22 protein-coding genes are annotated in these 23,847 nt (G+C 54.3%); 18 read left to right on the plus strand and 4 right to left on the minus strand.

Annotation, left to right across the window (positions count from 1 at the left end):
* The first annotated feature begins 47 nt into the window (after nt 1-47).
* The 7 genes from TA5113_RS00920 (at nt 48) to TA5113_RS00950 (ending at nt 6,993) form a co-directional block, all read left to right on the plus strand.
* Nucleotides 48-1,298 (plus strand): sarcosine oxidase subunit beta family protein, encoded by a 1,251-nt coding sequence (locus TA5113_RS00920; RefSeq protein WP_058313834.1) that lies wholly within the window; start codon nt 48-50, stop codon nt 1,296-1,298.
* Between the two features lie 11 nt (nt 1,299-1,309).
* Entirely contained in the window at nt 1,310-1,795 is a 486-nt protein-coding gene (locus TA5113_RS00925; protein WP_058313833.1) for a pyridoxamine 5'-phosphate oxidase family protein, read from the plus strand.
* Nucleotides 1,789-2,076, plus strand: a complete 288-nt coding sequence (locus TA5113_RS00930) for a sarcosine oxidase subunit delta (RefSeq protein ID WP_058313832.1) — start codon at nt 1,789-1,791, stop codon at nt 2,074-2,076. Before TA5113_RS00925 ends, TA5113_RS00930 begins: the two co-directional genes overlap by 7 nt.
* Entirely contained in the window at nt 2,073-5,024 is a 2,952-nt protein-coding gene (locus TA5113_RS00935; RefSeq protein ID WP_058316575.1) for a sarcosine oxidase subunit alpha family protein, read from the plus strand. The genes TA5113_RS00930 and TA5113_RS00935 overlap by 4 nt, the downstream gene beginning before the upstream one ends.
* The gene (locus TA5113_RS00940; RefSeq protein WP_058313830.1) at nt 5,017-5,598 is read left to right on the plus strand and encodes a sarcosine oxidase subunit gamma; all 582 of its coding nucleotides are present in this window, start codon (nt 5,017-5,019) and stop codon (nt 5,596-5,598) included. Before TA5113_RS00935 ends, TA5113_RS00940 begins: the two co-directional genes overlap by 8 nt.
* A 95-nt stretch (nt 5,599-5,693) precedes the next feature.
* Nucleotides 5,694-6,044, plus strand: coding sequence for a RidA family protein (locus TA5113_RS00945; protein ID WP_058313829.1), 351 nt, complete (start codon nt 5,694-5,696; stop codon nt 6,042-6,044).
* A gap of 136 nt (nt 6,045-6,180) precedes the next feature.
* On the plus strand, nt 6,181-6,993 hold the full coding sequence (locus TA5113_RS00950; protein ID WP_058313828.1) for a response regulator: 813 nt from the start codon (nt 6,181-6,183) through the stop codon (nt 6,991-6,993).
* Here TA5113_RS00950 and TA5113_RS00955 read toward each other — a convergent pair.
* Together TA5113_RS00955 and TA5113_RS00960 are read right to left on the minus strand one after the other, a co-directional pair.
* Nucleotides 6,985-9,429 (minus strand): ATP-binding protein, encoded by a 2,445-nt coding sequence (locus TA5113_RS00955; protein WP_058313827.1) that lies wholly within the window; start codon nt 9,427-9,429, stop codon nt 6,985-6,987. The genes TA5113_RS00950 and TA5113_RS00955 overlap by 9 nt on opposite strands.
* The gene (locus TA5113_RS00960) at nt 9,426-10,181 is read right to left on the minus strand and encodes a substrate-binding periplasmic protein (protein WP_058316576.1); all 756 of its coding nucleotides are present in this window, start codon (nt 10,179-10,181) and stop codon (nt 9,426-9,428) included. Before TA5113_RS00960 ends, TA5113_RS00955 begins: the two co-directional genes overlap by 4 nt.
* 162 nt (nt 10,182-10,343) lie before the next feature.
* Here TA5113_RS00960 and TA5113_RS00965 point away from each other — a divergent pair, with 162 nt between their 5' ends.
* The 4 genes from TA5113_RS00965 to TA5113_RS00980 all read left to right on the plus strand — a co-directional run bounded on the left by TA5113_RS00965 (nt 10,344) and on the right by TA5113_RS00980 (nt 13,622).
* Nucleotides 10,344-11,144, plus strand: coding sequence for a transporter substrate-binding domain-containing protein (locus TA5113_RS00965; protein WP_058313825.1), 801 nt, complete (start codon nt 10,344-10,346; stop codon nt 11,142-11,144).
* Nucleotides 11,145-11,226: 82 nt separating this feature from the next.
* Nucleotides 11,227-11,970: an amino acid ABC transporter permease gene (locus TA5113_RS00970; protein ID WP_106387447.1), complete on the plus strand. Its 744-nt coding sequence runs from the start codon at nt 11,227-11,229 to the stop codon at nt 11,968-11,970.
* A gap of 2 nt (nt 11,971-11,972) precedes the next feature.
* Nucleotides 11,973-12,863: an amino acid ABC transporter permease gene (locus TA5113_RS00975; RefSeq protein ID WP_245627109.1), complete on the plus strand. Its 891-nt coding sequence runs from the start codon at nt 11,973-11,975 to the stop codon at nt 12,861-12,863.
* A gap of 12 nt (nt 12,864-12,875) precedes the next feature.
* Nucleotides 12,876-13,622: an amino acid ABC transporter ATP-binding protein gene (locus TA5113_RS00980; RefSeq protein ID WP_058313824.1), complete on the plus strand. Its 747-nt coding sequence runs from the start codon at nt 12,876-12,878 to the stop codon at nt 13,620-13,622.
* Between the two features lie 210 nt (nt 13,623-13,832).
* On the opposite strand, the gene TA5113_RS00985 is transcribed toward TA5113_RS00980, so the two are convergent.
* Nucleotides 13,833-14,984 carry a fumarylacetoacetate hydrolase family protein gene (locus TA5113_RS00985; protein WP_058313823.1) on the minus strand — a complete coding sequence of 384 codons (1,152 nt, stop codon included), beginning with the start codon at nt 14,982-14,984 and terminating at the stop codon, nt 13,833-13,835.
* An 11-nt stretch (nt 14,985-14,995) separates the two neighbouring features.
* Nucleotides 14,996-15,937: an SMP-30/gluconolactonase/LRE family protein gene (locus TA5113_RS00990; protein WP_058316577.1), complete on the minus strand. Its 942-nt coding sequence runs from the start codon at nt 15,935-15,937 to the stop codon at nt 14,996-14,998.
* A gap of 137 nt (nt 15,938-16,074) precedes the next feature.
* Here TA5113_RS00990 and TA5113_RS00995 point away from each other — a divergent pair, with 137 nt between their 5' ends.
* From TA5113_RS00995 to dgoD, 7 genes are all read left to right on the plus strand, one after another.
* Nucleotides 16,075-17,328, plus strand: coding sequence for an ABC transporter substrate-binding protein (locus TA5113_RS00995; protein WP_058316578.1), 1,254 nt, complete (start codon nt 16,075-16,077; stop codon nt 17,326-17,328).
* Between the two features lie 130 nt (nt 17,329-17,458).
* Nucleotides 17,459-18,391 carry a carbohydrate ABC transporter permease gene (locus TA5113_RS01000; protein ID WP_058313820.1) on the plus strand — a complete coding sequence of 311 codons (933 nt, stop codon included), beginning with the start codon at nt 17,459-17,461 and terminating at the stop codon, nt 18,389-18,391.
* Between the two features lies 1 nt (nt 18,392).
* On the plus strand, nt 18,393-19,223 hold the full coding sequence (locus TA5113_RS01005; RefSeq protein ID WP_058313819.1) for a carbohydrate ABC transporter permease: 831 nt from the start codon (nt 18,393-18,395) through the stop codon (nt 19,221-19,223).
* Nucleotides 19,220-20,815 (plus strand): glycoside hydrolase family 43 protein, encoded by a 1,596-nt coding sequence (locus TA5113_RS01010; protein WP_058313818.1) that lies wholly within the window; start codon nt 19,220-19,222, stop codon nt 20,813-20,815. Before TA5113_RS01005 ends, TA5113_RS01010 begins: the two co-directional genes overlap by 4 nt.
* A gap of 3 nt (nt 20,816-20,818) precedes the next feature.
* Nucleotides 20,819-21,823: an ABC transporter ATP-binding protein gene (locus TA5113_RS01015; RefSeq protein ID WP_058313817.1), complete on the plus strand. Its 1,005-nt coding sequence runs from the start codon at nt 20,819-20,821 to the stop codon at nt 21,821-21,823.
* Between the two features lie 3 nt (nt 21,824-21,826).
* Nucleotides 21,827-22,711, plus strand: coding sequence for an NAD-dependent epimerase/dehydratase family protein (locus TA5113_RS01020; RefSeq protein WP_058313816.1), 885 nt, complete (start codon nt 21,827-21,829; stop codon nt 22,709-22,711).
* Nucleotides 22,708-23,841 carry a galactonate dehydratase gene (dgoD, locus tag TA5113_RS01025; protein ID WP_058313815.1) on the plus strand — a complete coding sequence of 378 codons (1,134 nt, stop codon included), beginning with the start codon at nt 22,708-22,710 and terminating at the stop codon, nt 23,839-23,841. The genes TA5113_RS01020 and dgoD overlap by 4 nt, the downstream gene beginning before the upstream one ends.
* Nucleotides 23,842-23,847: the final 6 nt, after the last annotated feature.

Genomic DNA, 23,847 nt, shown 5'->3' on the forward strand with positions numbered 1-23,847 from the left:
AGTCGTTTGGCGGATTACCAACGGGGCAAATGTTTGGAGCTTGAGTTATGAAATATTCAGCCGCGCGGCTGCTTTGGGAAGGGCTTACGGGTCACAAGGGATGGGGTCGCACATGGCGTGATCCGGAACCTAAGACCCATTATGATGTGGTGATTATTGGCGGTGGCGGTCACGGCCTGGCGACAGCTCATTATCTGGCCAAGGTCTATGGCATACGCAATGTAGCCGTGCTGGAAAAAGGCTGGATCGGTGGCGGCAACGTGGGCCGGAACACAACCATTGTGCGCTCTAACTACCTGCTGGACGGCAACGAGCCATTCTATGAGTTCTCGATGAAGCTCTGGGAGAACCTAGAGCAGGACCTGAACTATAACGCGATGGTATCGCAGCGCGGGATCATGAACCTCATCCATTCCGACGCGCAACGCGATGCCTTCCGTCGTCGCGGCAATGCGATGATGTTGCATGGCGCAGGGGCCGAGCTTTTGGATGCGGAACAAGTTCGCAAAGAAGTGCCGTTCCTGAACTTTGACAATGCACGTTTCCCGATCAAAGGCGCACTGGTGCAGCGCCGGGGCGGCACTGTGCGTCACGATGCGGTGGCTTGGGGCTATGCGCGCGGTGCGGATCAGAACGGCGTTGATATTATCCAGAACTGCGAAGTCACCGGCTTTAAGATTGAAAACGGCAAGGTGCTGGGGGTTGAGACCTCTCGTGGTTATATCGGAGCGGGCAAAGTTGGCGTTGCCGTTGCCGGGAACTCTTCCAAAGTGATGGCCAAGGCCGGTATGCGTCTGCCCATCGAAAGCCATGTGCTGCAGGCCTTTGTATCAGAGGGTCTGAAGCCAACCATTCCGGGTGTCATCACCTTTGGGGCGGGTCACTTCTATGTCAGCCAGTCTGACAAAGGCGGCCTGGTCTTTGGGGGCGATATTGATGGCTACAACACCTATGCGCAGCGCGGGAATATGCCCGTGGTCGAAGATGTGGCCGAGGGCGGAATGGCGATCATGCCAATGATTGGCCGCGCGCGTCTGCTGCGGATGTGGGGCGGGATCATGGATATGTCCATGGATGGCTCTCCTTACATTGATAAGACCCATATTGATGGGCTCTTCTTCAATGGTGGCTGGTGCTATGGCGGCTTTAAAGCAACGCCGGCGTCGGGCTATGCCTTCGCGCATTTGCTGGCCACGGGCTCACCACATGAAACAGCCACCGCCTATCGTCTGGACCGGTTCAAGACCGGCAAGATGATTGACGAAAAAGGCGTGGGCGCTCAGCCCAACCTGCACTGAGGGCAGTCGCTATGCTGAACAAAGATACAAAAGCGCTGATTGAAACTTGGCGTCTTGGCATTGTGGCTTCGACCCATTCAGATGGAACCCCGAATGTCTGGCCGAAAGATACATTCGTGGTGCATGATCCTAAAACGATCGGCTTTCCTGAAACCCAATCCTTGAACACGCTGAAAAACTTGGCTGCACGGCCAACGGTCGAGGTTCTGTTCGTGGATCAGCTGACGCAAGTTGCGCTGCGCTGTCGCGGTCAAGCTCGGTGCGTAGAGCGTTCTGCGCAGTGTTTCAATTCGTTGTCGGAGCCATACATCGCGCAGCAGCGCGGTCTTAAGAACGACATCAAAGCATTGGTTCTTATCGACCTACAGGACGTCACTTTGACACGCGTTCAAGCCTTTGATGACGAGGCCGCACCAGAAGATCGTCGCCAGTCCGCGATGCAGCGCATGCGGGACATCAATATCAAATATTTTGCATCGGAGAAAAGCGAATGCTGATCCCTCATCCTTTGCTTGGTCTGCGCGACGCGCAAGAGTTCACGTATTTCGGCGATGCAAGCCTTTTGGATCGTCCTGATGGCATGGCCGAAGGTGCATCTGAGCAGTTTCACGACTATCTTTATCTGCGCGACAACCCAGCTGGTGAACACCAAGAACTATGGTTTCATGAACAGGGTGACCGGTCCTGGCTGGTGGTCACACGTAATACGCTGACCCATGAAATCTTTAAAGTTGAATTTGCAACAGACGTGGCGCTTGCGCGTCGGAGCGCGACATGACCCAGATGAACAGATTAAATGGCGGTCTTGTGAACCGCGACAAACCGTTGGAATTCACCTTCGAGGGCCGCACATACAGCGGCTTTGAAGGCGATACCGTCGCCTCGGCTTTGCTGGCAAATGGCGTCCAGCTGATGGGCCGCAGCTTTAAGTACCACCGCCCGCGCGGTGTTCTTTCTGCAGGCTCTGAAGAGCCAAATGGGTTGATGGAAATCGGCACGGGTGCGGACCGCACACCAAACTCGCGCGCGACAGTGGTCGAGCTGTATGACGGATTGACCGCCGCCAGCCAGAACGCATGGCCGTCTCTGGAACGCGACTTTATGGGTGTGAACGATTTGTTTGCGAACTTCCTGACCGCGGGGTTTTACTACAAGACCTTCATGTGGCCGAAAGCGTTCTGGGAAAAGATCTACGAACCGATCATCCGCAACGCAGCCGGTCTTGGCGCGCTGTCGATGGAAGCGGACCCCTCTGTCTATGACAAAGGTTTTCTGCACTGCGATCTGTTGGTGATTGGCGCGGGTCCTTCCGGGTTGATGGCAGCATTGACCGCAGCGCGGGCCGGGGCGCAGGTCATCCTGGCGGATGAAGATTTCCGCATGGGTGGCCGGTTGAACGCTGAATCTTATGAGGTTGGCGGACAGGCAGGCTCTGCTTGGGCGCAGGCAACTCTGCTGGAACTGGCAAGCTTGGACAATGTACGCCTGATGTCTCGGACCACCGTTCTGGGCGCTTTTGATCACGGGATTTTCAGCGCGGTGGAGCGGGTCACAGAGCATTTGCCAACAGCTTCGGTTGGGGCCGCCCCGCGCCAGACGCTGTGGCGGATCTATGCGAAACGCTCTTTGCTCTGCGCGGGTGCGCTGGAACGCACAATCGCGTTTTCCAACAATGACCGTCCGGGCATTCTGCAAGCCGGTGCCATGCGCGCCTATGCGCATCGCTGGGCGGCCACTGTAGGTCAGCGTGTTGCTGTCTTTACCAATAATGACGATGGCCACCGCACCGCAAAAGATCTGGCTGACAAAGGCGTCACTGTTGTAGCTGTGATTGACCCGCGCGAAGTGCCTCCATCCACGGGCGTGCCCGTGATCCGGGGTCAGGTTGTGGACACAAAAGGCCGTCTGGGTCTGAAGTCGGTCCAGGTACGTCGTCATGACGGTGGTATGGAAACCCTGAAGGTGGATGCGCTTGGCGTGTCTGGCGGCTGGAACCCGAATGTGTCTTTGACCTGCCACCAACGTGGCCGCCCCAATTGGCGCGAAGACATTGCTGGCTTTGTTCCGGGGGATGTTCTGCCGGTTGGCATGGCTGTGGCTGGCGCTGCCAATGGCGATCTGTCCACCCATGGCGCGCTGAGTTCTGGCGCAAAAGCTGCGGTCGAGAGCCTTGAAGCTCTGGGCATCTCCAGCACCGCGCCGGATGTACCTGACGCTGAAGATGCGCCTGTGAACCTGACGCCGCTTTGGTACGTTGGCGAAGGCAAGGCACGTAAATGGATTGATTTCCAGAACGATGTGACCGTGAAAGACGTGAAGCTGGCGCATCAGGAAGGCTTTGAATCTGTTGAGCACCTGAAACGCTATACCACCTTGGGCATGGCGACCGATCAGGGCAAAAACTCTAACCTTGGCGGTTTGGCTGTGATGGCGGAAATGACCGGCAAACCCGTGCCACAAACCGGCACAACCATCTTCCGCCCGCCATATACACCGGTTGCCATGGGGGCCCTTGCGGGGCGTTCTGTCGGCAAAGAGTTCAAGCCAACCCGCCTGACACCAAGCCACCATTGGGCCGTGCGCCAAGGCGCGGTCTTTGTGGAAGTAGGTCAATGGATGCGGGCGCAGTGGTTCCCACAAGCAGGTGAAACCCATTGGCGTCAGTCTGTGGATCGTGAATCCCTCGCGGTGCGCAAATCCGTAGGCATCTGCGACGTGACCACATTGGGGAAAGTCGATGTGCAAGGCAAAGACGCCGCCCAGTTCCTGAACATGATCTATGCCAATGCATTTGCGAAATTGCCCGTTGGCAAGACCCGCTATGGTCTGATGCTGCGCGAAGACGGTATTGCGATGGACGACGGCACCGCCGCACGTCTGGCCGAAGATCACTTTGTGGTCACGACCACAACCGCCAATGCGGGGCCGGTCTATCGCCACATGGAATTTGTGCGTCAGGGTCTGTGCCCAGATATGGACGTGCAGCTGATCTCAACCACCGACGCCTGGGCGCAATACGCTGTAGCAGGGCCGAATTCTCGCAAACTGCTGCAGAAGATCGTCGATCCAGAGTTTGACATCTCCAATGATGCTTTCCCGTTCATGGCCTGTGGCGAGATCACAGTCTGCGGCGGCATCCGTGCGCGCCTGTTCCGCATCTCTTTCTCGGGCGAGATGGCCTATGAAATCGCGGTGCCAACCCGGTATGGTGAAAGCCTGATCGAAGTCATGATGGAGGCGGGCAAAGAGTTTGACGTGGTGCCATATGGAACCGAAACTCTGTCTGTGTTGCGGATCGAAAAGGGTCACGCAGCGGGCAACGAGCTGAATGGTCAGATCGCTGCAGCGCATCTTGGTATGATCCGCATGGTGTCCACCAAGAAGGACTCCATCGGTGCCGTCATGACCCGCCGCGAAGAGCTGGTGAAAGAGGACGGGCTGCGCTTGATGGGCTTTGAGGCCATCGGTGAAGACATCCTGCCAGCAGGAAGCCATGTCTTTGCGGAAGGGGACAAACAAACCCCAGAAGCGGACCAAGGCTGGCTGACCTCGGCGTGTTATTCCCCGCATTTGGGCAAACATATCGCGCTTGGCTACATCAAAGGTGGCTATGAGCGCAAAGACGAAGTGGTGACAATCGCCAATCCGGTTCAGGGCAAAACCCTGAAAGCGCGCGTTGTCAGCGCCCACTTTGTTGATCCAGAAGGAGCGCGTCTTCGTGACTAATTATCGTCTTTCTCCCCGCACCGCGTTTGGCGCAAGCGAACCGATGCGGGCAACCATCGGCAAAGCAACGTTGACCGAACGGCCTGAGTTTTCCATTGCCTCGGTCGCAGTAAGAGCCGAGCAAGACGGCATCGCAGCAAAGTTGACCGGTGGCGCGGATGTGGCAGTTTCTGAACTCGTTCAGACCGACACGCGGACCGTATTCTGGACCGGACCAAACCAATGGTTTGTGTTGGATGATCACAGCGCAGTTGAAGCACTGGCACAGACTCTGAAAGCCGATCTCGGTGCGTCTGCTTCTGTTACGGAACAGAATGACGGATGGGTTGTTTTCGATCTGACCGGAGAAGATTTGGATGAGGTATTAGAGCGACTGTGTTCTATCAACCTGTCTGAACTCGCTCGCGGCCGCGCTCAGCGGACAGTGATCGAACATGTGGGCAGCTTCGTGCTGTGTCTCGAACAGGGAAGGTCATATCGCCTATTGTGTGGTCGGTCCTTCGCCCCATCCTTCGCCCATGCGATCAAAGAGATTATGGTCTCTGTAAACGCGCAAAAGACCTTGCTTGCGTAGAAAAAGCTCCGCCTGGCAACGGCGGATCTAAATTGAAAAAATGCACCGGGCATCAGAATAGGTTTCCGGCGCATCTTGTTAGAAAAGGTCCTCTTATGATCACTCGTATCGACTCTAATCAACGCATGAGTCAGGTCGTGCGCGCCGGCAATATGGTGTGGCTCGCAGGTCAGATCCCCAATGACCCCTCTGCTGATATTCAAGGTCAAACCACAGAAGTCCTGGAGCGCATTGATCAGATTTTGCAGGAAGAAGGCGGCTCAAAGTCGAACCTTGTCTCGGTGCAAATCTGGCTGCACGATCTGGGCGACTTTGCAGGAATGAATCAGGCTTGGGATGCTTGGGTTGACCAAGAAAACACACCCGCCCGCGCCACCTGTGGGGCCGCGCTGGCGAGCGCAGGTCGTGGCGTTAAGATCGAAGTCATTGCAACAGCTTGGATTTAGGAAACGCAATCTCTGTATGACTTAAAGGCGTTGCAGAGTGTGTCGAAGATATTATGGTTTCTAGAAAATGAGTGATGCAGCCTTCGCTGGAACGCACTGCAATTTAGCCTGAAACTCTCTGCGCAAAGGGCCTGCTGTGAAACATCTAAAGCGAAACCTGCCTCCGATGACGTCGATCATTGCCTTTGAAGCAGCGGCGCGGCATGGGTCTTTTAAGGATGCGGCAAAAGAGCTGAATGTGTCGCGTGTGGCCGTAAGCCGTCAGGTGCGAAACCTCGAAGAATATCTGGGCATATTGCTGTTTGAGCGGGATGCCAATTCTGCCGTATTGATGGAGCTGGGGCGCAGTTTTTATCAAGTGATTTCCGCGAACCTTTGGGCAATTGCTGAAAAATCGTCGGAAATTGCAGGCACTGTGCCGCCAGAAGTGGAAGATCAGCCCCTTGCGGAGGCCGCTGATTTTGACGCTGAACGTGCGCGGGTTTTGCTAGTGGATGACCGAGAAGAGAACTTGGACCACATTTCCGGTCTGTTGGGGTCTCGATACGACATCTTAACTGCTGGAAACGGTGCAGATGCACTGCAAATTATTCACAGCGAACCGCTTGATTTGGTGCTGTTGGATGTTTGTATGCCCGACCTTGATGGCTTTGAAATTTGTCGCCGAATTAAAGCGGTTGGGGCGACTGAAACACTGCCAGTCATGTTCCTGACAGCATTGGACAGCCCTGCTGACGAAACCAAAGGTCTGGAATGTGGGGCGTCGGACTTCATATCTCGTCCGATCGTGCCAGGCGTTTTGCGCGCAAGGATCAAGACGCAGCTAGATCTACGTCAGACCCAGAAGACTTTAGAGAAAGTCCTTAAGCGGCGCGGTGATCGCTTGCAGAGATTAGAAGATATGCTTGATAAAATGGAAGCTCAGATACAGGCTTTTCGATCAGGCTAAGGGGTCCTCAATCGCGTTGAGTTCTGCCATGAGATCGGCGAGAGTTTGATAAAGCGTTGTCCTGTCGCCAGTTTGTTTGGCGTTTGCAAGGGCAGTTCCGACCGGATCGGCGCCGACCGTTGCAGTAACACCTTTGATAACGTGCAATACCTCCGAGGCCTCGCCAGTTTCATTTTCAAGCGTCTCAATGTGTATTGGTAGAGACGCTTGCAGCTTGCTTAACGTTTGCAGATAGAGCCTTGTTGATCCGTCTGAGTAGAGGAGGCCCTTTTCGCGGTCGATAATCGCTGGGCGTCGGCGGGCGACCATTTCTTTTGCAACATCGCGCAGAACGTCTGGTTCTATTGGTTTGGCAAGAAAGCCATCAAAACCCAAGGCTTGACAGAGCTCGCGCGTTTCAGGCATCGCGTCCGCGGTTGCGGCGACAACTGGAGGCATATCTTTTCCAAAATGTGCACGCAGTTTTGCAAGAGTCTGGCGGCCATCCATGCGTGGCATATGTAGATCCAGTAAGATCAAATCGGGTGGTGAACTCGTCGTCAATCCGTCTAGCGCCGCTTGACCTGAGTCATACGGTTCTGCCACCGCACCGGCAGTGGTGAAGATCTGTTGAAAGACGTTACTATTCACTGGATTGTCTTCGACAATTGCCACGCGCATGCCGCGCAAGTCAGCATGGACTTCGGCACGGTCTCTCTCTCTTTCTGAGCATCTACGAACCGCCATTCCGAATTCGGCTATTGTGACTGGCAGAACGTTGGTCAGAGTGGTTTCGGGCCCCGAAAAAGTGACTTCTGCCTTTGTTTCGGAGATATCAACATCTGACGACTCTTTAGGAACGACCTGATGCCCAAGGAGCGCGCTCAAGGATTGTAACTGATCAACTGCGCCATCTGTTCCTGAAATAGACAACCTCAACGGGCTGTCATATTCCGTCGTTCGATGAACAGTCTGGGTGATCGGTAGGGTCAAACTAAATGTGCTGCCTTCGCCTAATGTGCTTTCAACAGAGATCCCAGCGCCTAGGCTCTTTGCCAAGCCGTCCGCAATCGCAAGACCTAACCCGGTGCCGCCATGAATGCGTGTCGAGGACCCGTCTATCTGCCCGAACGGGCGAAAGATCTCGTCAAGTTTGTCTTCGGCAATTCCATCGCCCGTATCGTGAACATGAAAAACCAGCGCAGGGACGTTTGCATCCAAAGCGACTTCAAAGCGGATATGCCCTTCTTCGGTGTATTTCGCCGCATTAGATGCTAGGTTCACGAGGATTTGGCGCAGTCGGATACGGTCTGTCTCGATGTGTTCTGGAAGGTCCGGATCAAAGCGACATGACAGTTTGATGGGACGTCCGATGGTCAGGCTGCGCAGCTGAGAAACCACATCGTCGAGAATTTTGAATAGCGACGCGTCGCTCAGTTCCGGCTGGTCTTCCTGGGCTTCAATCCGAGACAGGTCCAGCACAGAAGAGATGTTGTCGGCCAGTTGACTTGCCGCATTACGCATATCTGAAAGGTACTGTTTTTGCTGCCCAGTCGCATTGCCCTCCATCAAAATATCAGCAATCCCTAGTATCGCGTTCAGTGGCGTGCGCAGTTCGTGGCTGATATTCGCGAGAAAGTCAGACTTTGCTTCAGATGCTCGCACGGCGTCATTTCGCGCGATTTCAAGCTCTTGCGTGCGCAAGGCTACATTCTCTTGAAGCGTATTTCTGCTTTGTTCCAGATCGTCTACAGAACGCTGAAATCCGCGAGCAAGTCGCGAAATTTCATCTCGGTATTTGCGGTCAAGCATGCGGTTCCAAGGTGGTTGGAGCTCAAAGCTTTCACCTTCTCGAACGCGTAAGGCAGCGGTTTGTAACTGGCCCAGAGGGCGAATGACGCGCCATTGCACGACCACAAACACGGCTGCCGCAACGAGTAAACTTTGTAGGATACTGAGCGCTAAAGTCAGCGCACTGCGTGTGCGCATCTCAAGTCGCGCGGCATCGAAATTCATTTGCAGCACCAACTCTCCCAAATTCCGCCCATCGCGGGGAGACGGTAAGATATGTCGGCGCTCCAAAGCTTCGCCGGAGAAACCGAGAATACGATCAAAGGAAGAAAAGCTTGGAGGCACTGCATCTGTCACGGAGTTCAATTCGCCAAAACCCGCGGTTTGGCGCAATTGTTCAGTCATAATGGGATCTTCTATACGCGCACTTTGAATGATGGGATCTTCAAGCAGACCATCTAGCAAGCTGCTTACACGGTCGATATCCACCTCCCAGTATGCCGATGCAATTTGGGGCACAGTCGCAGCGATAAAACGTTCTGAAGTATCTAGGGCTTGGGCGCGGCTTTGAGCTGCATCATTGCGTAAAGACCAACCGCCGAGAACCAGACCCGAGACCAAGCCGAGCAAGGCGGCAGACAAGGCGATTTGGCGGGTGATGCTCATTGATCGAACTGGTCCACATAGCCTGCAATAATTGCTGCAATTCGTCCTTTAAGGCGCAGCTCGTCCAGTGCGGTCTGCATTCTTTTAGCCATGGCACTTCCGCGATCATCTTTGGGGAAAGCGATAAATCGGTCGCGGATCACCAGTGGTGTGGGCAAAATACGGATTTTGTCGCGCGCCTTAAGATCGTCGATCACGCTTAACAAGGTGGTCTGGCCACCAACAATGACATCTACACGCCCTAAGAGAAGTTTGCGCACATTGCCGTAGTCGTCGGTGCTGATCTCTTTGTTAAGGTTTGTATCCTCATCTATCTCATGCCCGTAAGTGTAGCCTGCAACGGTCCCTAAAACGTGCCCATTCAGATCGTTGACGGTTTCAATGTCTTCGATTGACGACCCGACGCGGGTGATGAAGACTGTACGCGTGCTGCGCAAAGGACCCACCATGTTCCACTTTGCGAAACGTTCTGGCGTTGGAGTTAGCTGGAAAACTGCGTCCAATTGGCCCGACTCAAAATCCAACAAGGCACGACGCCAAGGCATCGGTCTATGGGCCAAAGTCACCCCAGCAAGCGCTGCTGCCTCTTCTAAAATGTCGACATCAATGCCCACATAAGTTCCTTGAGCGTCAAAATAGTTAAACGGGGGGACGTCTTTTTGACTGCCGACAACCCAAGTTTCAGCCAGACCGAAACCTGTGGTCACCCAGAGTGAGAGCAGGGAAGTTATTAATAAATAACGTAACTTCATTTTTCCTAACATTGCGCGGTGTCTGATCGGAGTGTGGCACAGCTTTGAACCCTTGCGCCTTACAAAAAAGTTACTCTGAGACGGTGAAATTAAACAATCTGTAAGAGTAACAAAATTTCGCACAACCTCCCTCCACCGAATTTTTTTGACTGGGAGGTCACAATGAAAAAATTTCTCGCAATGACAACAGCGGCGATCGTCGCACTGTCCGGCGCTGCGTCCGCTGACAAGCTGGCAGATATCAAAGAAGCTGGCAAACTGGTTGTTGGCGTTAAGCAAGACTATGCCCCATGGGGTTACCTTGATTCAGATGGCAACTTGGTTGGTCTGGAAATCGATCTGGCGAAAGATGCTGCAGCGCGTCTAGGCGTTGAGGTGGAACTGGTACCAGTTGTTGCGTCCAACCGCATGGAATTCCTGCAGCAGGGTCAGATCGACCTGATCATCGCAACCATGGGTGACAACGACAAGCGCCGCAAAGTTGTTGGTATGATCGAGCCCAACTACTACGCGGGTGGTGCAAACGTGATCGCGCCAGCAGGCACATTGAATGAGTGGGCTGATCTGGATGGTCAAAAAGTATGTGCGGTTCAAGGCGCATATTACAACAAACCAGCTGCACAAGGCTACAATGCTGAAATCGCTGCCTTTGCAGGTGTTCCAGAAGCAACCGCGGCCCTTCAAAACGGCGCATGTGTTGCATTCCTCTATGACAACACTTGGATCGAATCCCAGCTGTCTTCCAACCCACAGTGGGACGGCTACGAGATGCCAATGGAAACCGAAAACCCATCCGTCTGGGCGATCGCAGTTCCGCTGGAGGATCTGGATGCCCCATTCGGTGAAACCATGCGCGAGATCGTTGCGGATTGGCACAAGTCTGGCTTCTTGATCGCCCGCAACATGGCAAACGGAATCGCCAACAGCCCGTTCTTGGTTGAGCAGCACAACGCGCAGCAATAAGCGCCGCGTTTCTAAAGACCAAAGTGTAACCGGGTGAAGGGGTACTGCCTCTTCACCCACTTAACTTTAGGAGGTGTTTCAAGTGACCAGTGTCGAAGCGTTCTTTGAAATGCTCTATGATGTCCATGGGATCAACGTGACCATCGGTTACGATTCCTGGGACCGAGGCCAGTTTCTTGACGGCCTATGGCTAACGGTTCAGCTTTCCGTTCTGTCAATCTTCTTCTCTTTGCTTGTGGGCGCGATTGGCGCTTGGGCGCAAGGCTCTCCGCTTCGGATAATTCGCGCATTGGTTGGCGGGTTCGTGACCTTCTTCCGCAATACGCCTCCACTTGTGCAGCTGTATTTCTTCTTCTTTGCCTTGGGCACTGTTCTGCGGATCGAGAGCGACACCGGTCTTGCGCAACCATTGGTGTCTAACTTTGGTTGGGCCGTGATTTCCTTCTCATTGTTTGCTGGCGCGATGAACACTGAGATTTTCCGCTCGGGTATCGAGGCGGTGCCAAATTCCACCATTGAAGCCTCTTATGCGATGGGGTTCACCCGCTTGCAGACATATATCTACATTGTTCTGCCGCTGGCGATCCGCATTTCGCTGCCTTCTTTGGGCACAAACCTTGTGAACCTCGTGAAAACGACGACGCTCGCCTATGCGCTGGCGGTTCCAGAGCTGCTTTATGTTTCCGCGCAAATCTGGTCCGACCAGCTCAACGTGCGTGAAATGATGAACGTTTTGTTGCTGAGCTACGTTGGCCTTGTGGCAATCCTGGTTTGGATCCTGCACCGTTGGGAAAAAGCGCTGCGCATCCCCGGATTTGGAGGCTAATTATGTACCTTCCATTGAAACTTCCACAAAACCCCGAACAGCGCCCCGGCTACATGCCTGTCCTGCTGCCGATGAAATCTCATGCTGCGCCGGTAGGTGTTGGCACCATGGTGCAAAGTTTCCTGAGCACTAAAATGGGTTTGTTTGTTCTGGCAGCTTTCTTGATCAGCCTTGGCGCGGCATCCTATGCGCAAGCGGCAAGTGGCGCTCAACTTGGCACCATCGCTTTGCTTTGGAAATGGACGCCGCTTTTGGCGAAGGGCTTTGGCTTTAACGTCCTGATCTCGATCCTATCAATGGCAATTGGCACAGTCTTGGGCGTGTGTCTTGGCATTCTACAGGTCTCGCCCAATGGCATCATCCGTCGCGTGGCTTGGCTTGTGACCCAGTTCTTTCGGAATTCGCCTTGGTTGGTTTTGCTGTTTTATTGCATCCTCTTGATCCCGTTTGAGATTGAGGTCTTTGGCACGACCATCCCATTCCCGGGTTGGCTCAAAGCGGTCATTGGTTTGTCATTGCCTGTTATGGCTTACATGTCTGAATACATGCGCGGAGCAATCCAATCCCTGCCGTCGGGCCAATGGGAAAGCGCGGACTCGCTGGGTTTTTCCCGTGGTCAGACCATGCGCATGGTCATTCTGCCACAGACGGTGAAACGTCTGCTGCCACCTTGGATGAACCTCTATGCGGTTTTGACCATGGCAACTCCGCTCGTTTCCATCGTCGGTGTGGATGAAATCATGTCCTTTGCCCGCGCGGCTTTGGCATCGGAAAACCGCGTCGATCTTCTGATCCCAATGTACCTCTATGTGCTGTGCTGGTTCTTTATTTACTGCTTCCCGATCAGTGGATTGACCCGCCGCCTCGAAAACCGCTTTGCGGTCAAATCTTAAGGAGACCAACCTATGTCATGGTCTGAAGACAAACCTATCGTTTCCATCAAGGACGTGAAGAAATCTTTTGGGTCTCTTGAGGTTCTCAAAGGCGTCAGCATAGACATCATGAAGGGCGAGGTGATCTGTATCATTGGTCCTTCTGGGTCCGGTAAATCAACCCTCATCCGCTGCATCAATGCACTCAACGACATTCAAGGTGGCTCTATCACCGTTGAAGGCCGCGAAGTGCACGACGAAGAGCTGGACAAGCTGGAGCTGCGCAAAAAGGTCGGGATGGTGTTCCAACAGTACAACCTGTTCCCACATAAGACCGCGCTGCAAAACGTGATGATGGCCCCGCTAAAGGTTCTGAAAGAACCGAAAGCAGACGTCGAAAAACGTGCACGCGCTCTGATCAAAAAGGTGCGTTTGGAAGGGAAAGAGAACTCTTACCCCGGTGAGCTATCTGGCGGTCAACAGCAACGGGTTGCGATTGCACGTTCCTTGGCGATGCGCCCGGATGTGATGCTCTTTGACGAGGTGACAGCTGCGCTGGATCCGGAAACGGTAAAAGAAGTTCTGGTCACGATCAAAGATCTAGCGGCCGAAGGCATGACTTGCATCCTAGTGACCCACGAAATGGGCTTTGCCCGAGAAGTGGCTGACCACATCTATTTCACCGACAAAGGTGTAATTGTGGAACATGGTGCGCCGGAAGAGTTCTTTGACAAAGCAAGTGATCCGCGGACCAAAGAGTTTCTGAGTCAGGTGCTTTAGGTCCAACCGTTAACACCCAAGGGTCCGCTACCGTGTGGCGGGCCTTTGTAAATTGTGCCAGTTGTTCATTCCGTGAGACGCCAAGAACCAAGAGATTAAATAGCGCAATTTGCGCAACAGGCATAACGGGCCAATGCACAGCGCTGCTTTGGTTTGGGATGGCGTATGTTGTGCGCATGTATCGCGGCACGGAACGCCATTGGGGCTGCTTTAAAGCAGCCCGCGCTTTGCTAGATTGCGCATCAAATGGCTCGCGCCAAACGTCCATGGTGCGCATTCCGTAGACAGGCGCACCGTATTCTGCAATTTGCCCAGTCCCGGTGCTGATATCGTAACCTTGTCGCCCAGCTTATGGGTGAAACCCTCAGAGGGCACATCGCGGTCCTCAGTCGGCGCGAATAGGGTTCCGAGATAAAGCATAAACCCATCAGGATACTGATGATGCGCGCCGATGGTTTGTTTGACCAGGTTTTCTGGATCTCGACTGATTTCGCTCATAGAAGAATGACCTTCGAGCACAAAACCGTCTTCGCCTGTCACGTTGAGTGTCAATTCGGCCTTGCGCACGTCATCCATGCTGAAGGTTTCATCAAACAGTCGGATCATCGGACCAATTGCAGCAGAGGCGTTGTTGTCTTTTGCTTTAGACAGCAGCAATGCAGAGCGCCCCTCTACATCACGCAGATTCACATCGTTGCCAAGCGTAGCGCCTAGAATGCGACCGGTGGACGAAACCGCAAGTACCACTTCAGGTTCGGGGTTGTTCCAGTTGGAAATCGGATGCAACCCAATGTCGGCACCCGTGCCAACGGAAGACAAGACCTGCGCTTTGGAGAAGACCTCTGCGTCAGGCCCGATGCCCACTTCCAAGTATTGAGACCAAAAGCCCTCTTTGATCAGAGCCTGTTTTAGCCGCTCGGCCTCGTCCGACCCCGGGTTAATGTTCTCCAAACTGCCGCCGATGGCTGCGCCGATTTTCTCTCTGATCGATTGCGCCAAGGCCGGGTCACCGGCCGCGCGTTCCTCTATGACACGTTCGACCATGGATTTGGCGAACGTCACGCCACATGCTTTTACCGCTTGTAGGTCGCAGGGGGAAAGGAAGTGGGTTTGATCGGAAGCGCCAGGTTTGGCGGCCGCGATTTCATCTAGCGAACCAATCACCCGACCTTCGGCTCGTTGCACATAGGCGGATGGGTTCTCCATCTCGCAAATGTCGCGAACGGTGGGGGCGGTCTTTGATGTGATGTCAACGACGTCCGTGCCGCGAACCGTCACAACGCATGGCCCGCCAATGTCTGATCGCCAGACGCGTCCCAACCATGTGCCCGCCAATTCTGTTTCAGTTAAAAAAGATGCCACAATTTGGGTCCTCACGTCTTGTAAATGCCTTGGGTCAAGCCCTGCACTGGAATGTTAGTTGCATAGATCCCGCCTGCGCCAGGTTGAGCCGCCAGTTCAGCGCCAGACATGTTTGCTGTCGCCGTCGAGATGAAAAGTCGGTTCATGGATTTACCGCCAATGCAGCAGCAGGCGGGGTTGGAAACGGGTAGGGCGACATGAATGTCTGGGGTGCCGTCGGGCAAATACCTTTGCACGCAGGAACCACCGAATTGTGCGTTCCATAGGCCTCCTTCGGCATCCACTGTTGAACCATCCGGAATGCCGCTGCCATCGCGCAGTTTAGCAAAGAGACGCTTGTTTTGCGCGATACCTGTTTCTGGATCATAGTCGAATTGCAGAATTTCGGGTCGCGCTGAATCCGCAAAATACATTGTCGTCCCGTCCGGTGAAAAGGCGGTAGAATTTGAGCAGCCGATGTCTTTGATCAACATTTTGATGCCAGAGGGAGACGCGCTCCAGACCGGCGTGATCGGGCTCATGCCGTTTTCGTCCATGCCGCCGACAATAAAGCGCCCCTGACGGTCCAGCCCGCCGTCATTCATACGGGTGTTGGTACGATTAGGATCGTAAGCCTTTATTAACGTGCGTTTCCCAGTCTGTTCGTCGAACCAATAAAGCCCGTCTGTGAAGGCTGCGAGAATCAAACCATTATCCGCAAAAGCAAAGGCGCAGAGGTCTGTTGGAAGGTCTTGGCGAGTCGCATCATCTCCGTTTTCATCGCAAGACCAAAGGGATCTTCGAAAGATGTCGGTCCAGTACAGACGCGCGCGATCCGCATTCCATTGAATGCCTTCGCCCAAGAAGCAAGAACAGTCTAACAGCAATTTCGGCGTAAGTACGTTATCGCTAACAGTTTTTTCGACGCACGCGACGGCGTCGCTGTCTGAAATCTGAATACGTGTTGGCTCCACCCAGAAATTCCTTTGCCAAGAATTGTGGATTTTCACTTTACAGATCATACCTAGAAAGTCTACAGATAATATCTAGGGGCCGCAATCAATGCGAATCCCCATAGAATACTGCGTGAAAACAGATGGAGGATGCTTTCATGAAACAGGGACTAATTGCGGCTGGATTGGCCGCAGCGATGGCGGCGACGCCGGTTATTGCTGAAACAGAAATCACCGTACTTTCGATCAACCGTGACAGCACCCCATGGAAGGGGCTGTATGATGATGTGGTCGCGGACTTCAACGCCAATAACCCCGGCGTGACGGTGACCGTTGAATATATGGAGGACGAGTCCTTCAAGCAGAAGCTGCCAACCCTGCTACAATCCGCGTCAGCACCTGACATGTTCTTTAGCTGGTCCGGCGGTGTGTTTTATGAGCAGGCAGAGCAAGGCTTCCTGCAAGCGCTTCCAGATGATGTGGTTGCGGCATGGCAGCAGGACCTGTCCCCAGGTGGCATGGCTGCACTGTCTCACAATGGCAAGTTTTATGGTGCGCCGGAAGCATCTCAGAACGTTGCAATCTGGTATAACAAAGACCTCGCAGCACAGCTGGGTGTCGACCCAACGACTATCGCGACTTGGGATGATCTGTTGGCTATGGTTAAAGTCGCCAAAGACGGTGGCGTGACCCCGTTTGTGGTCGGTGGCCAAGACAAATGGCCTCTGCACTTCTTCTATTCTTTCCTCGCGATGCGCATCATGGGCCAAGACGGCATGACCGCTTCTGCGGCAGGCGAAAACGGCGGCTTTAACAATGCTGACTGGGTTCGTGCCGGCGAAGAATACGTGCGTTTCATTGAAATGGAGCCATTCCAGAATGGTTTCATGGGCGTAAAATATGACGGCGCGACCGGTCTTTGGGGCGACGGTGAAAGCCTGTTCCACCTGATGGGTGACTGGGATCTCGGCGCAAGCCGTGGCGCGGCGTCCAATGGTGGCCTGACCAACGACCAGATGGGCGTGATCCCATTCCCAATGGTTGAAGGCGGCAAAGGTGCTGTAACAGATACGCTTGGTGGCGCATCCGGCTTTGTTCTGACCGCAAAAGCTGAACCAGAAGCGATCGACTTCCTGAAAGTCTTCATGGGCGTTGAAGCACAAAAACGTGCGGCCAGCGAAGGGGTCTATATCCCAACTGTTCCATCTGCGGGTGGTCTGGTCGAAGACACCATCCTCAAGCAGTTCGCGGCCATCGGCGGCGCATCCACCTATCACCAACTGTTCCTAGACCAGTTCTTTGGCAGCTCCCTTGGCGGTGCGATCAACGACGTGTCGGCGCAGATGGCGACCGGTGACATCACACCAGAAGCGGCAGCGGAACTTCTCGAAGAAACTCGCGAATTCCAATAAAGCTTCCTCCCAGTCCATGTCCCGGCATGCTGCGTTTCCGGGGCATGGACACCAAATTATCCCTTTCCAACTAAGACTAAATTCGCACCAATGGGCGTGCAGTCTCAATCCAAGTTAAGGAGACTTCCACATGCAACAGGGTTCGCTCTGGCAGAAATGGATCCACGATGACCGTCTGCGCATGATCATAATCTTCGTCCCGCCGGCGATCTTAGTTTTCACGGTCTTTGTCATGTTGCCCATGATCCAGGCCGGGTTCTTCTCCCCCTGGAAATGGTCTGGATATGGACCCGCTCCGTGGGCCTTCAATGAGGCGACTGACGCGACCTTTGGGCGTTGGGTTGGGGAGCGTAACTTTGACCGAATGTTTGGTCATTCTGCGTTCCAACAAGCGGTGTGGAACTCGATTCTGGTGATTGTTGTGTCTTTGCTGATCCAGCTGCCGCTCGCTTTGATGCTGGCGCTGATGATCTACCGCACCTCTCGGGCCAACACGATATTCCGCCTGGTATTCTTCATGCCTTATATCTTGGCTGAAGTGGCAACCGGTCTGATCTTTGCCTTTGCTTTGGACGGCAACTATGGCCTCTCCGCATGGTTCAGTCAGATGCTAGGGCTTGAGGAAGCTTGGTTCCCATTGGCGGAAAAACCATGGGCCTTCTATGCAATTCTCGCCGCATTGGTTTGGAAGTATTTCGGCTTCCACATGATGATCTATATCGCTGGCTTGCAATCCATCAGCTCTGAGTTGCTCGAAAGCGCTGAAATCGATGGGGCGACCACTTGGCAAAAAGCAATCTACATCAAGATCCCACTGATCTGGCCAGCGATCACGGTTTCGATTTTCTACTCGGTGCTTGGTGCGCTTCAGGTGTTTGACCTTGTCATGCCAATGACCGCCGGTGGTCCGTCCAACAGTTCCCATACGCTGGTGAGCTATCTCTATAACTTCGGGTTCATCCGTCTGGATGTGGGCTTTGGCTCTGCGGTCGGTGTGTTCCTCTTCGTGACCGGTGTCGTATTCGCTCTGGTCTACCGCAACACCGTTCAGAAAGGTCAATAAGATGAACCGCATGTTTACTTGGGCCGAAGCCCTGCGCATCATCGTCTTGCTGACCGTCTGTTTCCTGATCGTCATGCCAATTGCAGCTGCAGTGCTGGGCGGGTTCAAGACAAATGGCGAGCTTCGCGTCTCCCCATTCGGTATCCCAGAGGTCTGGCGCTTTGAATTCTACGGCGAAATCCTCGCCAGCCGCCAATTCTGGGTCTATCTGGGCAACAGCTTTTTCATCTCTTTGATGACCGTTGTTCTGACGCTGCTGCTTGGCTCCATGTGTGCCTTCGCCTTTGCGCAGACCCAGTTTTTTGGCTCTCGCTTCCTGTTTGGCTACCTGTTGCTTGGCCTGATGTTCCCAGTGGCCGCGGCGATCATGCCTCTGTTCCTAACCGTGCGCGATCTGGGCCTGCTGGATACCTCTTGGGGTGTGATCCTGCCGCAGGTGGCCTTTGGGTTGGCATTCTCGATCATGTTCTTCCGCACCTTCTTTAAGGAAATGCCAGCAGAGTTGTTTGACGCAGCTCGCGTAGATGGGTGCAGCTATACACGGTTCTTCTTCACCTTCACCTTGCCGCTCTCCACGCCAATTCTGGCGACCATCGCGGTGTTTGTGTTCGTGCAAAGCTGGAACAACTATCTGCTGCCTCTGATCATGCTGAATGACCGCGAAGGTTACACTTGGACTTTGGGTGCCATGGACTTCCGCGGCGAATATGCGGCGGAGTGGAACCGCACCTTGGCCTTTGTTTCGGCAACCCTGGCCCCTGCAGTGGTCTTCTTCCTCGCTGCACAGAAATACATCGTGGCCGGTCTGACAGGTGGAGCGGTGAAAGGATGACGCAAGCGATCCGAAATCCGATCCTACCCGGATTTCACCCGGATCCTTCGATCTGCCGGGTGGGGGAGGACGTCTATATCGCCACCTCCACCTTTGAATGGTACCCCGGGGTGGAGATCAACCACTCCACCGATATGGTGACCTGGTCGCTTGTTGCTAGGCCTCTGGATCGCAAAACGCAGCTTGATATGCGTGGCAATCCTGACAGCTGCGGCGTCTGGGCGCCCTGTCTGTCCTATGCGGATGGGCTGTTTTGGCTGATCTACACGGACGTCAAACGCTATGACGGGAACTACAAGGATACGCATAACTACCTGGTCACTGCGCCTTCCATTGAAGGGCCCTGGAGCGACCCGGTCCATATGAACTCTTCAGGCTTTGATCCGTCGTTGTTTCATGACGCGGATGGGCGCAAGTGGTTCGTGAATATGGATTGGGACTACCGCGCTGAGACAGGGCCGCATCCTGGCGGCGCTTTTTCTGGGATCGTGCTGCAAGAATATGATCCTAAGGCCGAAAAGCTGGTTGGACCAATCACACGTATCTTTGAAGGCACTGATCTGGGCTACACCGAAGCGCCGCATCTTTTGCAGGCAAATGGCTATTACTACCTTTGCACCGCGGAAGGGGGCACCGGCTATAACCACGCAGTGACCTATGCGAGGGCAGAACGGATTGAAGGCCCTTATGAAGTTCACCCAGATCGTTATGTGCTGACCGCGAAGGACACGCCCCAAGCACCCTTACAGCGGATCGGTCATGGCCAGTTTGTGGAAACGACAGACGGCCAAGGCTGGCATACATTCCTATGCGGTCGACCATTGCCGGGTCTGGACGGTGTGAAGCGATCTCCGCTGGGGCGCGAGACTGGAATTGTCCAGTGCGCATGGGGCGAGGATGGCTGGCTCTATTGCGATGATCCGCAAGAGAATGTCGCCACTGATGGTTATTTTGAAGATGCCAAAACCTATGCGTTTGAAGAGGCGCTGGATGGCGATTTTCAATGGTTGCGCACCCCCGAACGGGATCGGATCTTTAGCTTAACAGACCGTCCCGGCTATTTGAGGCTGATTGGTCGCGAAAGTGTGGGAAGCTGGTTTGAGCAAGCGCTCGTTGCGCGGCGTCAGACCAGTTGGAACTACAGTGCCGAGACTGCACTCGATTTCTCACCCCGCGACGCAAAGACCATGGCTGGGTTGGTGGCTTACTATAACCGCCACCAATTTCACTACCTCTATGTCTATGCGGATCTTGAGGGGACCGCGCGGCTGGCCATTCAGTCCTGCGATGGCGACTGGCCAGAAGCGCGCCTGACCTTCCCCGCGGGTAAGGGTGTTGCGCTGCCTGCGGGCGCTCTGGAGTTGGGCGTGGATGTGGATGGCGCTGAGCTGCAATTCCGTTGGCGCGTCGATGCAGCGGATTGGCAAGAGATTGGACCCAAACTTGATGCCTCCGTGCTCTCGGATGAAGCCGGGCGTGGGGATCAAGCAAACTTTACGGGGGCCTTCGTTGGAATGGCTGCCCAAGACACAAGCGGACAGGCGCATGTCGCCGATTTCAACCGCTTTACGTATGAGAACAGGAAAGGTTAACCGATGGCCGAAGTACGTATGACCAACGTGAAAAAGAACTACGGTTCTGTCGAGGTGATCCCGGATTTGTCCCTGACAATCCCGGATGGGAGCTTCAGCGTTCTGGTGGGCCCATCAGGCTGTGGTAAGTCCACATTGCTGCGCATGATTGCGGGTCTGGAAGAGGTGACCGATGGTTCGATCCACATCGATGGCGAGGATGTAACCAACGCCAAACCATCTGATCGCGGCATCGCAATGGTGTTCCAAAGCTACGCGCTTTACCCGCATATGACCGTCCGCCAGAACATTGGATTTGGTTTGAAGCTGGCCAAAACTCCGAAGGACGAAATCGACCGCCGTGTCGACGAAGCGGCCGACATTCTGCAGCTGGGACCATTGTTGGATCGCAAACCGCGTCAGCTTTCCGGTGGTCAGCGTCAGCGGGTCGCGATCGGGCGTTCGATTGTTCGCAAGCCGAAGGTTTTCCTGTTTGACGAACCGCTGTCGAATTTGGATGCCGCGCTGCGGACCCAGATGCGCGTTGAACTGGCGGAGCTTCACGCGAAGCTGGGTGCGACGATGGTCTATGTGACCCACGACCAAGTTGAAGCGATGACCATGGCCGATCAGATCGTGATCATGAAGGCTGGCATCATCCAACAGGTGGGTCGCCCGATGGATCTATACAACGCACCGGAAAACCCGTTTGTCGCTGGTTTTATCGGGTCTCCGAAAATGAACCTCATCGAAGGCAGCATTGCCTCTGCGCGCAAGTCCAAACTGGTCGGTGTGCGTCCTGAACATATCGACGTTTCTCCGGATGCGGGCGAGTGGGAAGGCACTCTGCGCTATGCAGAGCATTTGGGTTCTGACACCGTGGCCTACATCGACAGCGAAGTGGCTGGAAGCGTGACCGTGCGCTTGCAGGGTGAAGTGGCCATCAATCGCGGTGACAAAGTCTTTATGACGCCGCGGGCGGGTAACATTCACCTGTTCCGCGAAAACGGCGCAGTGGAAAGGGCATAAGCGATGACAAAAGTAGCAGTAACAGGCGGCAGCGGTGGTGCTGGTAATGCGGTGATCAAGCATTTGGTCAAGCATGGCTATGAATGCGTCAACCTCGATATTAACGCCCCGAAAGAAGAACATTGTCCTTTCATTCAGGTCGAAGTGACTGATTACAAAGCCACTCTGGCGGCGATGGAAGGGTGCGATGCCGTTGTGCATTTCGCCGGTGACCCGCGTCCAGACGCGGATCATTGGGAAGGCGAGCATCGCTTTAACAACAACACGACATGTGTGTTCAATGTCTTTCAAGCGGCCATGCAGCTGGGCATTAAACGCGTTGTTTGGGCGTCTTCGGAAACGATCTTTGGCTTCCCATTTGAAAAGAACGCCCCACTGAGCGTGCCTGCCTACGAGGACGCGCCTGGCACCCCGCAGACAGCCTATGCGATCTCCAAAGCGGCGAGCGAAGACATCGCAGAGATGTTTGCTGAACTTTACCGCATGACATTTGTAGGCCTGCGCCTGTCAAACGTTCTTTATGATGATCCTGATCATCCGCAGAACTTCCAGTCGATCCCTGGCTATTGGGAAGACGTGAACTCTCGGCGCTTTAACACCTGGGGTTACATCCATTCCGAAGACAGCGCGGAAGCGGTGCGTTTGAGCCTGGAAACTGATCTGAGCGGCGCGAATGTCTACACGATCGCGGCTGACGACAACATTATGAATATCTCGACCCAGGACATTCTTGATCAGGTCTGGCCAGGTCTGAAAGTAGACCCCGATCTGCCGCGCCGCGTGGCGTTTTTGAACAGCGATAAAGCCAAGCGGGAATTGGGCTGGGAACCAAAACACACTTGGGCCAGCGTGCTGGGACGCGATCCAGAAACCGGAGAGCTTCTGTGAAAATTACCGATATCAAAACCTATCTCCTGAAAGAATGGCGCACGCTGTTGCTTGTTGTCGTCGAAACCGATGAGGGCATCTACGGTATCGGTGAAAGCGGTCTAACCAGCCGTGAATATGCCGTTGAAGGTATGATCCGAGATCTGAAGGATTTGTTGGTTGGTCAAGATCCGTTCCAGATCGAGCATCACTGGCAAACTCTGTGGCGCTCGGGCTTTCATCCGTCTGGTCAGGTTCTGTCCAGCGCCATCGCGGCGATTGATATTGCGCTTTACGATATCAAAGGCAAAGCCCTGAATGTGCCGGTTTATGAGCTGCTGGGTGGCAAGACACGAGACAAGGTGCTGACCTACTGCCATATCGGTGGCCAAACCCCTGAGGAGACACTGGAAGCGGCCAAAAAGGCGGTTGCTGATGGTTGGAAGGCCATACGTTGGGAGCCGACGTATAAAGACGATATGGTCATGCGTGGGCGCTGGGCGGTGGATAAAGCCATCGAAGAATATCGCCTGCTGCGGGAAGCTCTGGGCCCTGATATCGAACTGGCTTTTGATGCGCATACAAAGCTTACTCCAGCTGAGGCAGCACGGTTCTGTCGGGCTGTGGAAGAATACCGCCCGATGTTTGTAGAATGCGCTTTGCGGAGCGAATTTACCGAAGGCTATGCGCTGCTGCGCAAGCAGACGGCAGTGCCGTTGGCCGCCGGGGAACAACTCGCCAACAAGTGGCAGTTCCGCAATCTGATTGAAGGCAATTTGGTAGACTACATTCGCGTGGATCTTTGCATCGCGGGCGGCATCACCGAGTCCAAAAAAATCGCAGCCATGTGTGAAACCCACATGATCGATCTTGCGGTTCATAACCCGATCGGACCGATTTCCAGCGCGGCCTGCTTGCATCTGAATTTAAGCAGCCCAAATGTATTGGTGCAGGAGCTGCCAAAACGGCCGGGCGAGTCTATTCCTGATCTGGTTTCAACAGATCAAGTTTGGGAAGATGGCTGGCTGTCTTGCGCGGGTAAACCGGGTCTTGGGGTCGAATTGAACACCGAAGCCTTAGACAATTACCCGTTTAGCCACGAGCACCTGCCCATTCTCCATCGCGAGGATGGCTCTTTCACCAACTGGTAAGACCCA

The sequence above is a fragment of the Cognatishimia activa genome (assembly GCF_001458335.1).
Classification (GTDB): domain Bacteria; phylum Pseudomonadota; class Alphaproteobacteria; order Rhodobacterales; family Rhodobacteraceae; genus Cognatishimia; species Cognatishimia activa.

Coding starts and splice junctions, on each gene's coding strand:
- TA5113_RS01010 (WP_058313818.1), top strand. CDS start 19,220: ATGACGCAAGCGATCCGAAATCCGATCCTACCCGGATTTCACCCGGAT.
- TA5113_RS00975 (WP_245627109.1), top strand. CDS start 11,973: ATGTACCTTCCATTGAAACTTCCACAAAACCCCGAACAGCGCCCCGGC.
- TA5113_RS00960 (WP_058316576.1), bottom strand. CDS start 10,181: ATGAAGTTACGTTATTTATTAATAACTTCCCTGCTCTCACTCTGGGTG.
- TA5113_RS00955 (WP_058313827.1), bottom strand. CDS start 9,429: ATGAGCATCACCCGCCAAATCGCCTTGTCTGCCGCCTTGCTCGGCTTG.
- TA5113_RS00980 (WP_058313824.1), top strand. CDS start 12,876: ATGTCATGGTCTGAAGACAAACCTATCGTTTCCATCAAGGACGTGAAG.
- TA5113_RS01015 (WP_058313817.1), top strand. CDS start 20,819: ATGGCCGAAGTACGTATGACCAACGTGAAAAAGAACTACGGTTCTGTC.
- TA5113_RS01000 (WP_058313820.1), top strand. CDS start 17,459: ATGCAACAGGGTTCGCTCTGGCAGAAATGGATCCACGATGACCGTCTG.
- TA5113_RS01005 (WP_058313819.1), top strand. CDS start 18,393: ATGAACCGCATGTTTACTTGGGCCGAAGCCCTGCGCATCATCGTCTTG.
- TA5113_RS00995 (WP_058316578.1), top strand. CDS start 16,075: ATGAAACAGGGACTAATTGCGGCTGGATTGGCCGCAGCGATGGCGGCG.
- TA5113_RS00945 (WP_058313829.1), top strand. CDS start 5,694: ATGATCACTCGTATCGACTCTAATCAACGCATGAGTCAGGTCGTGCGC.
- TA5113_RS01020 (WP_058313816.1), top strand. CDS start 21,827: ATGACAAAAGTAGCAGTAACAGGCGGCAGCGGTGGTGCTGGTAATGCG.
- TA5113_RS00930 (WP_058313832.1), top strand. CDS start 1,789: ATGCTGATCCCTCATCCTTTGCTTGGTCTGCGCGACGCGCAAGAGTTC.
- TA5113_RS00965 (WP_058313825.1), top strand. CDS start 10,344: ATGAAAAAATTTCTCGCAATGACAACAGCGGCGATCGTCGCACTGTCC.
- TA5113_RS00920 (WP_058313834.1), top strand. CDS start 48: ATGAAATATTCAGCCGCGCGGCTGCTTTGGGAAGGGCTTACGGGTCAC.
- TA5113_RS00935 (WP_058316575.1), top strand. CDS start 2,073: ATGACCCAGATGAACAGATTAAATGGCGGTCTTGTGAACCGCGACAAA.
- TA5113_RS00925 (WP_058313833.1), top strand. CDS start 1,310: ATGCTGAACAAAGATACAAAAGCGCTGATTGAAACTTGGCGTCTTGGC.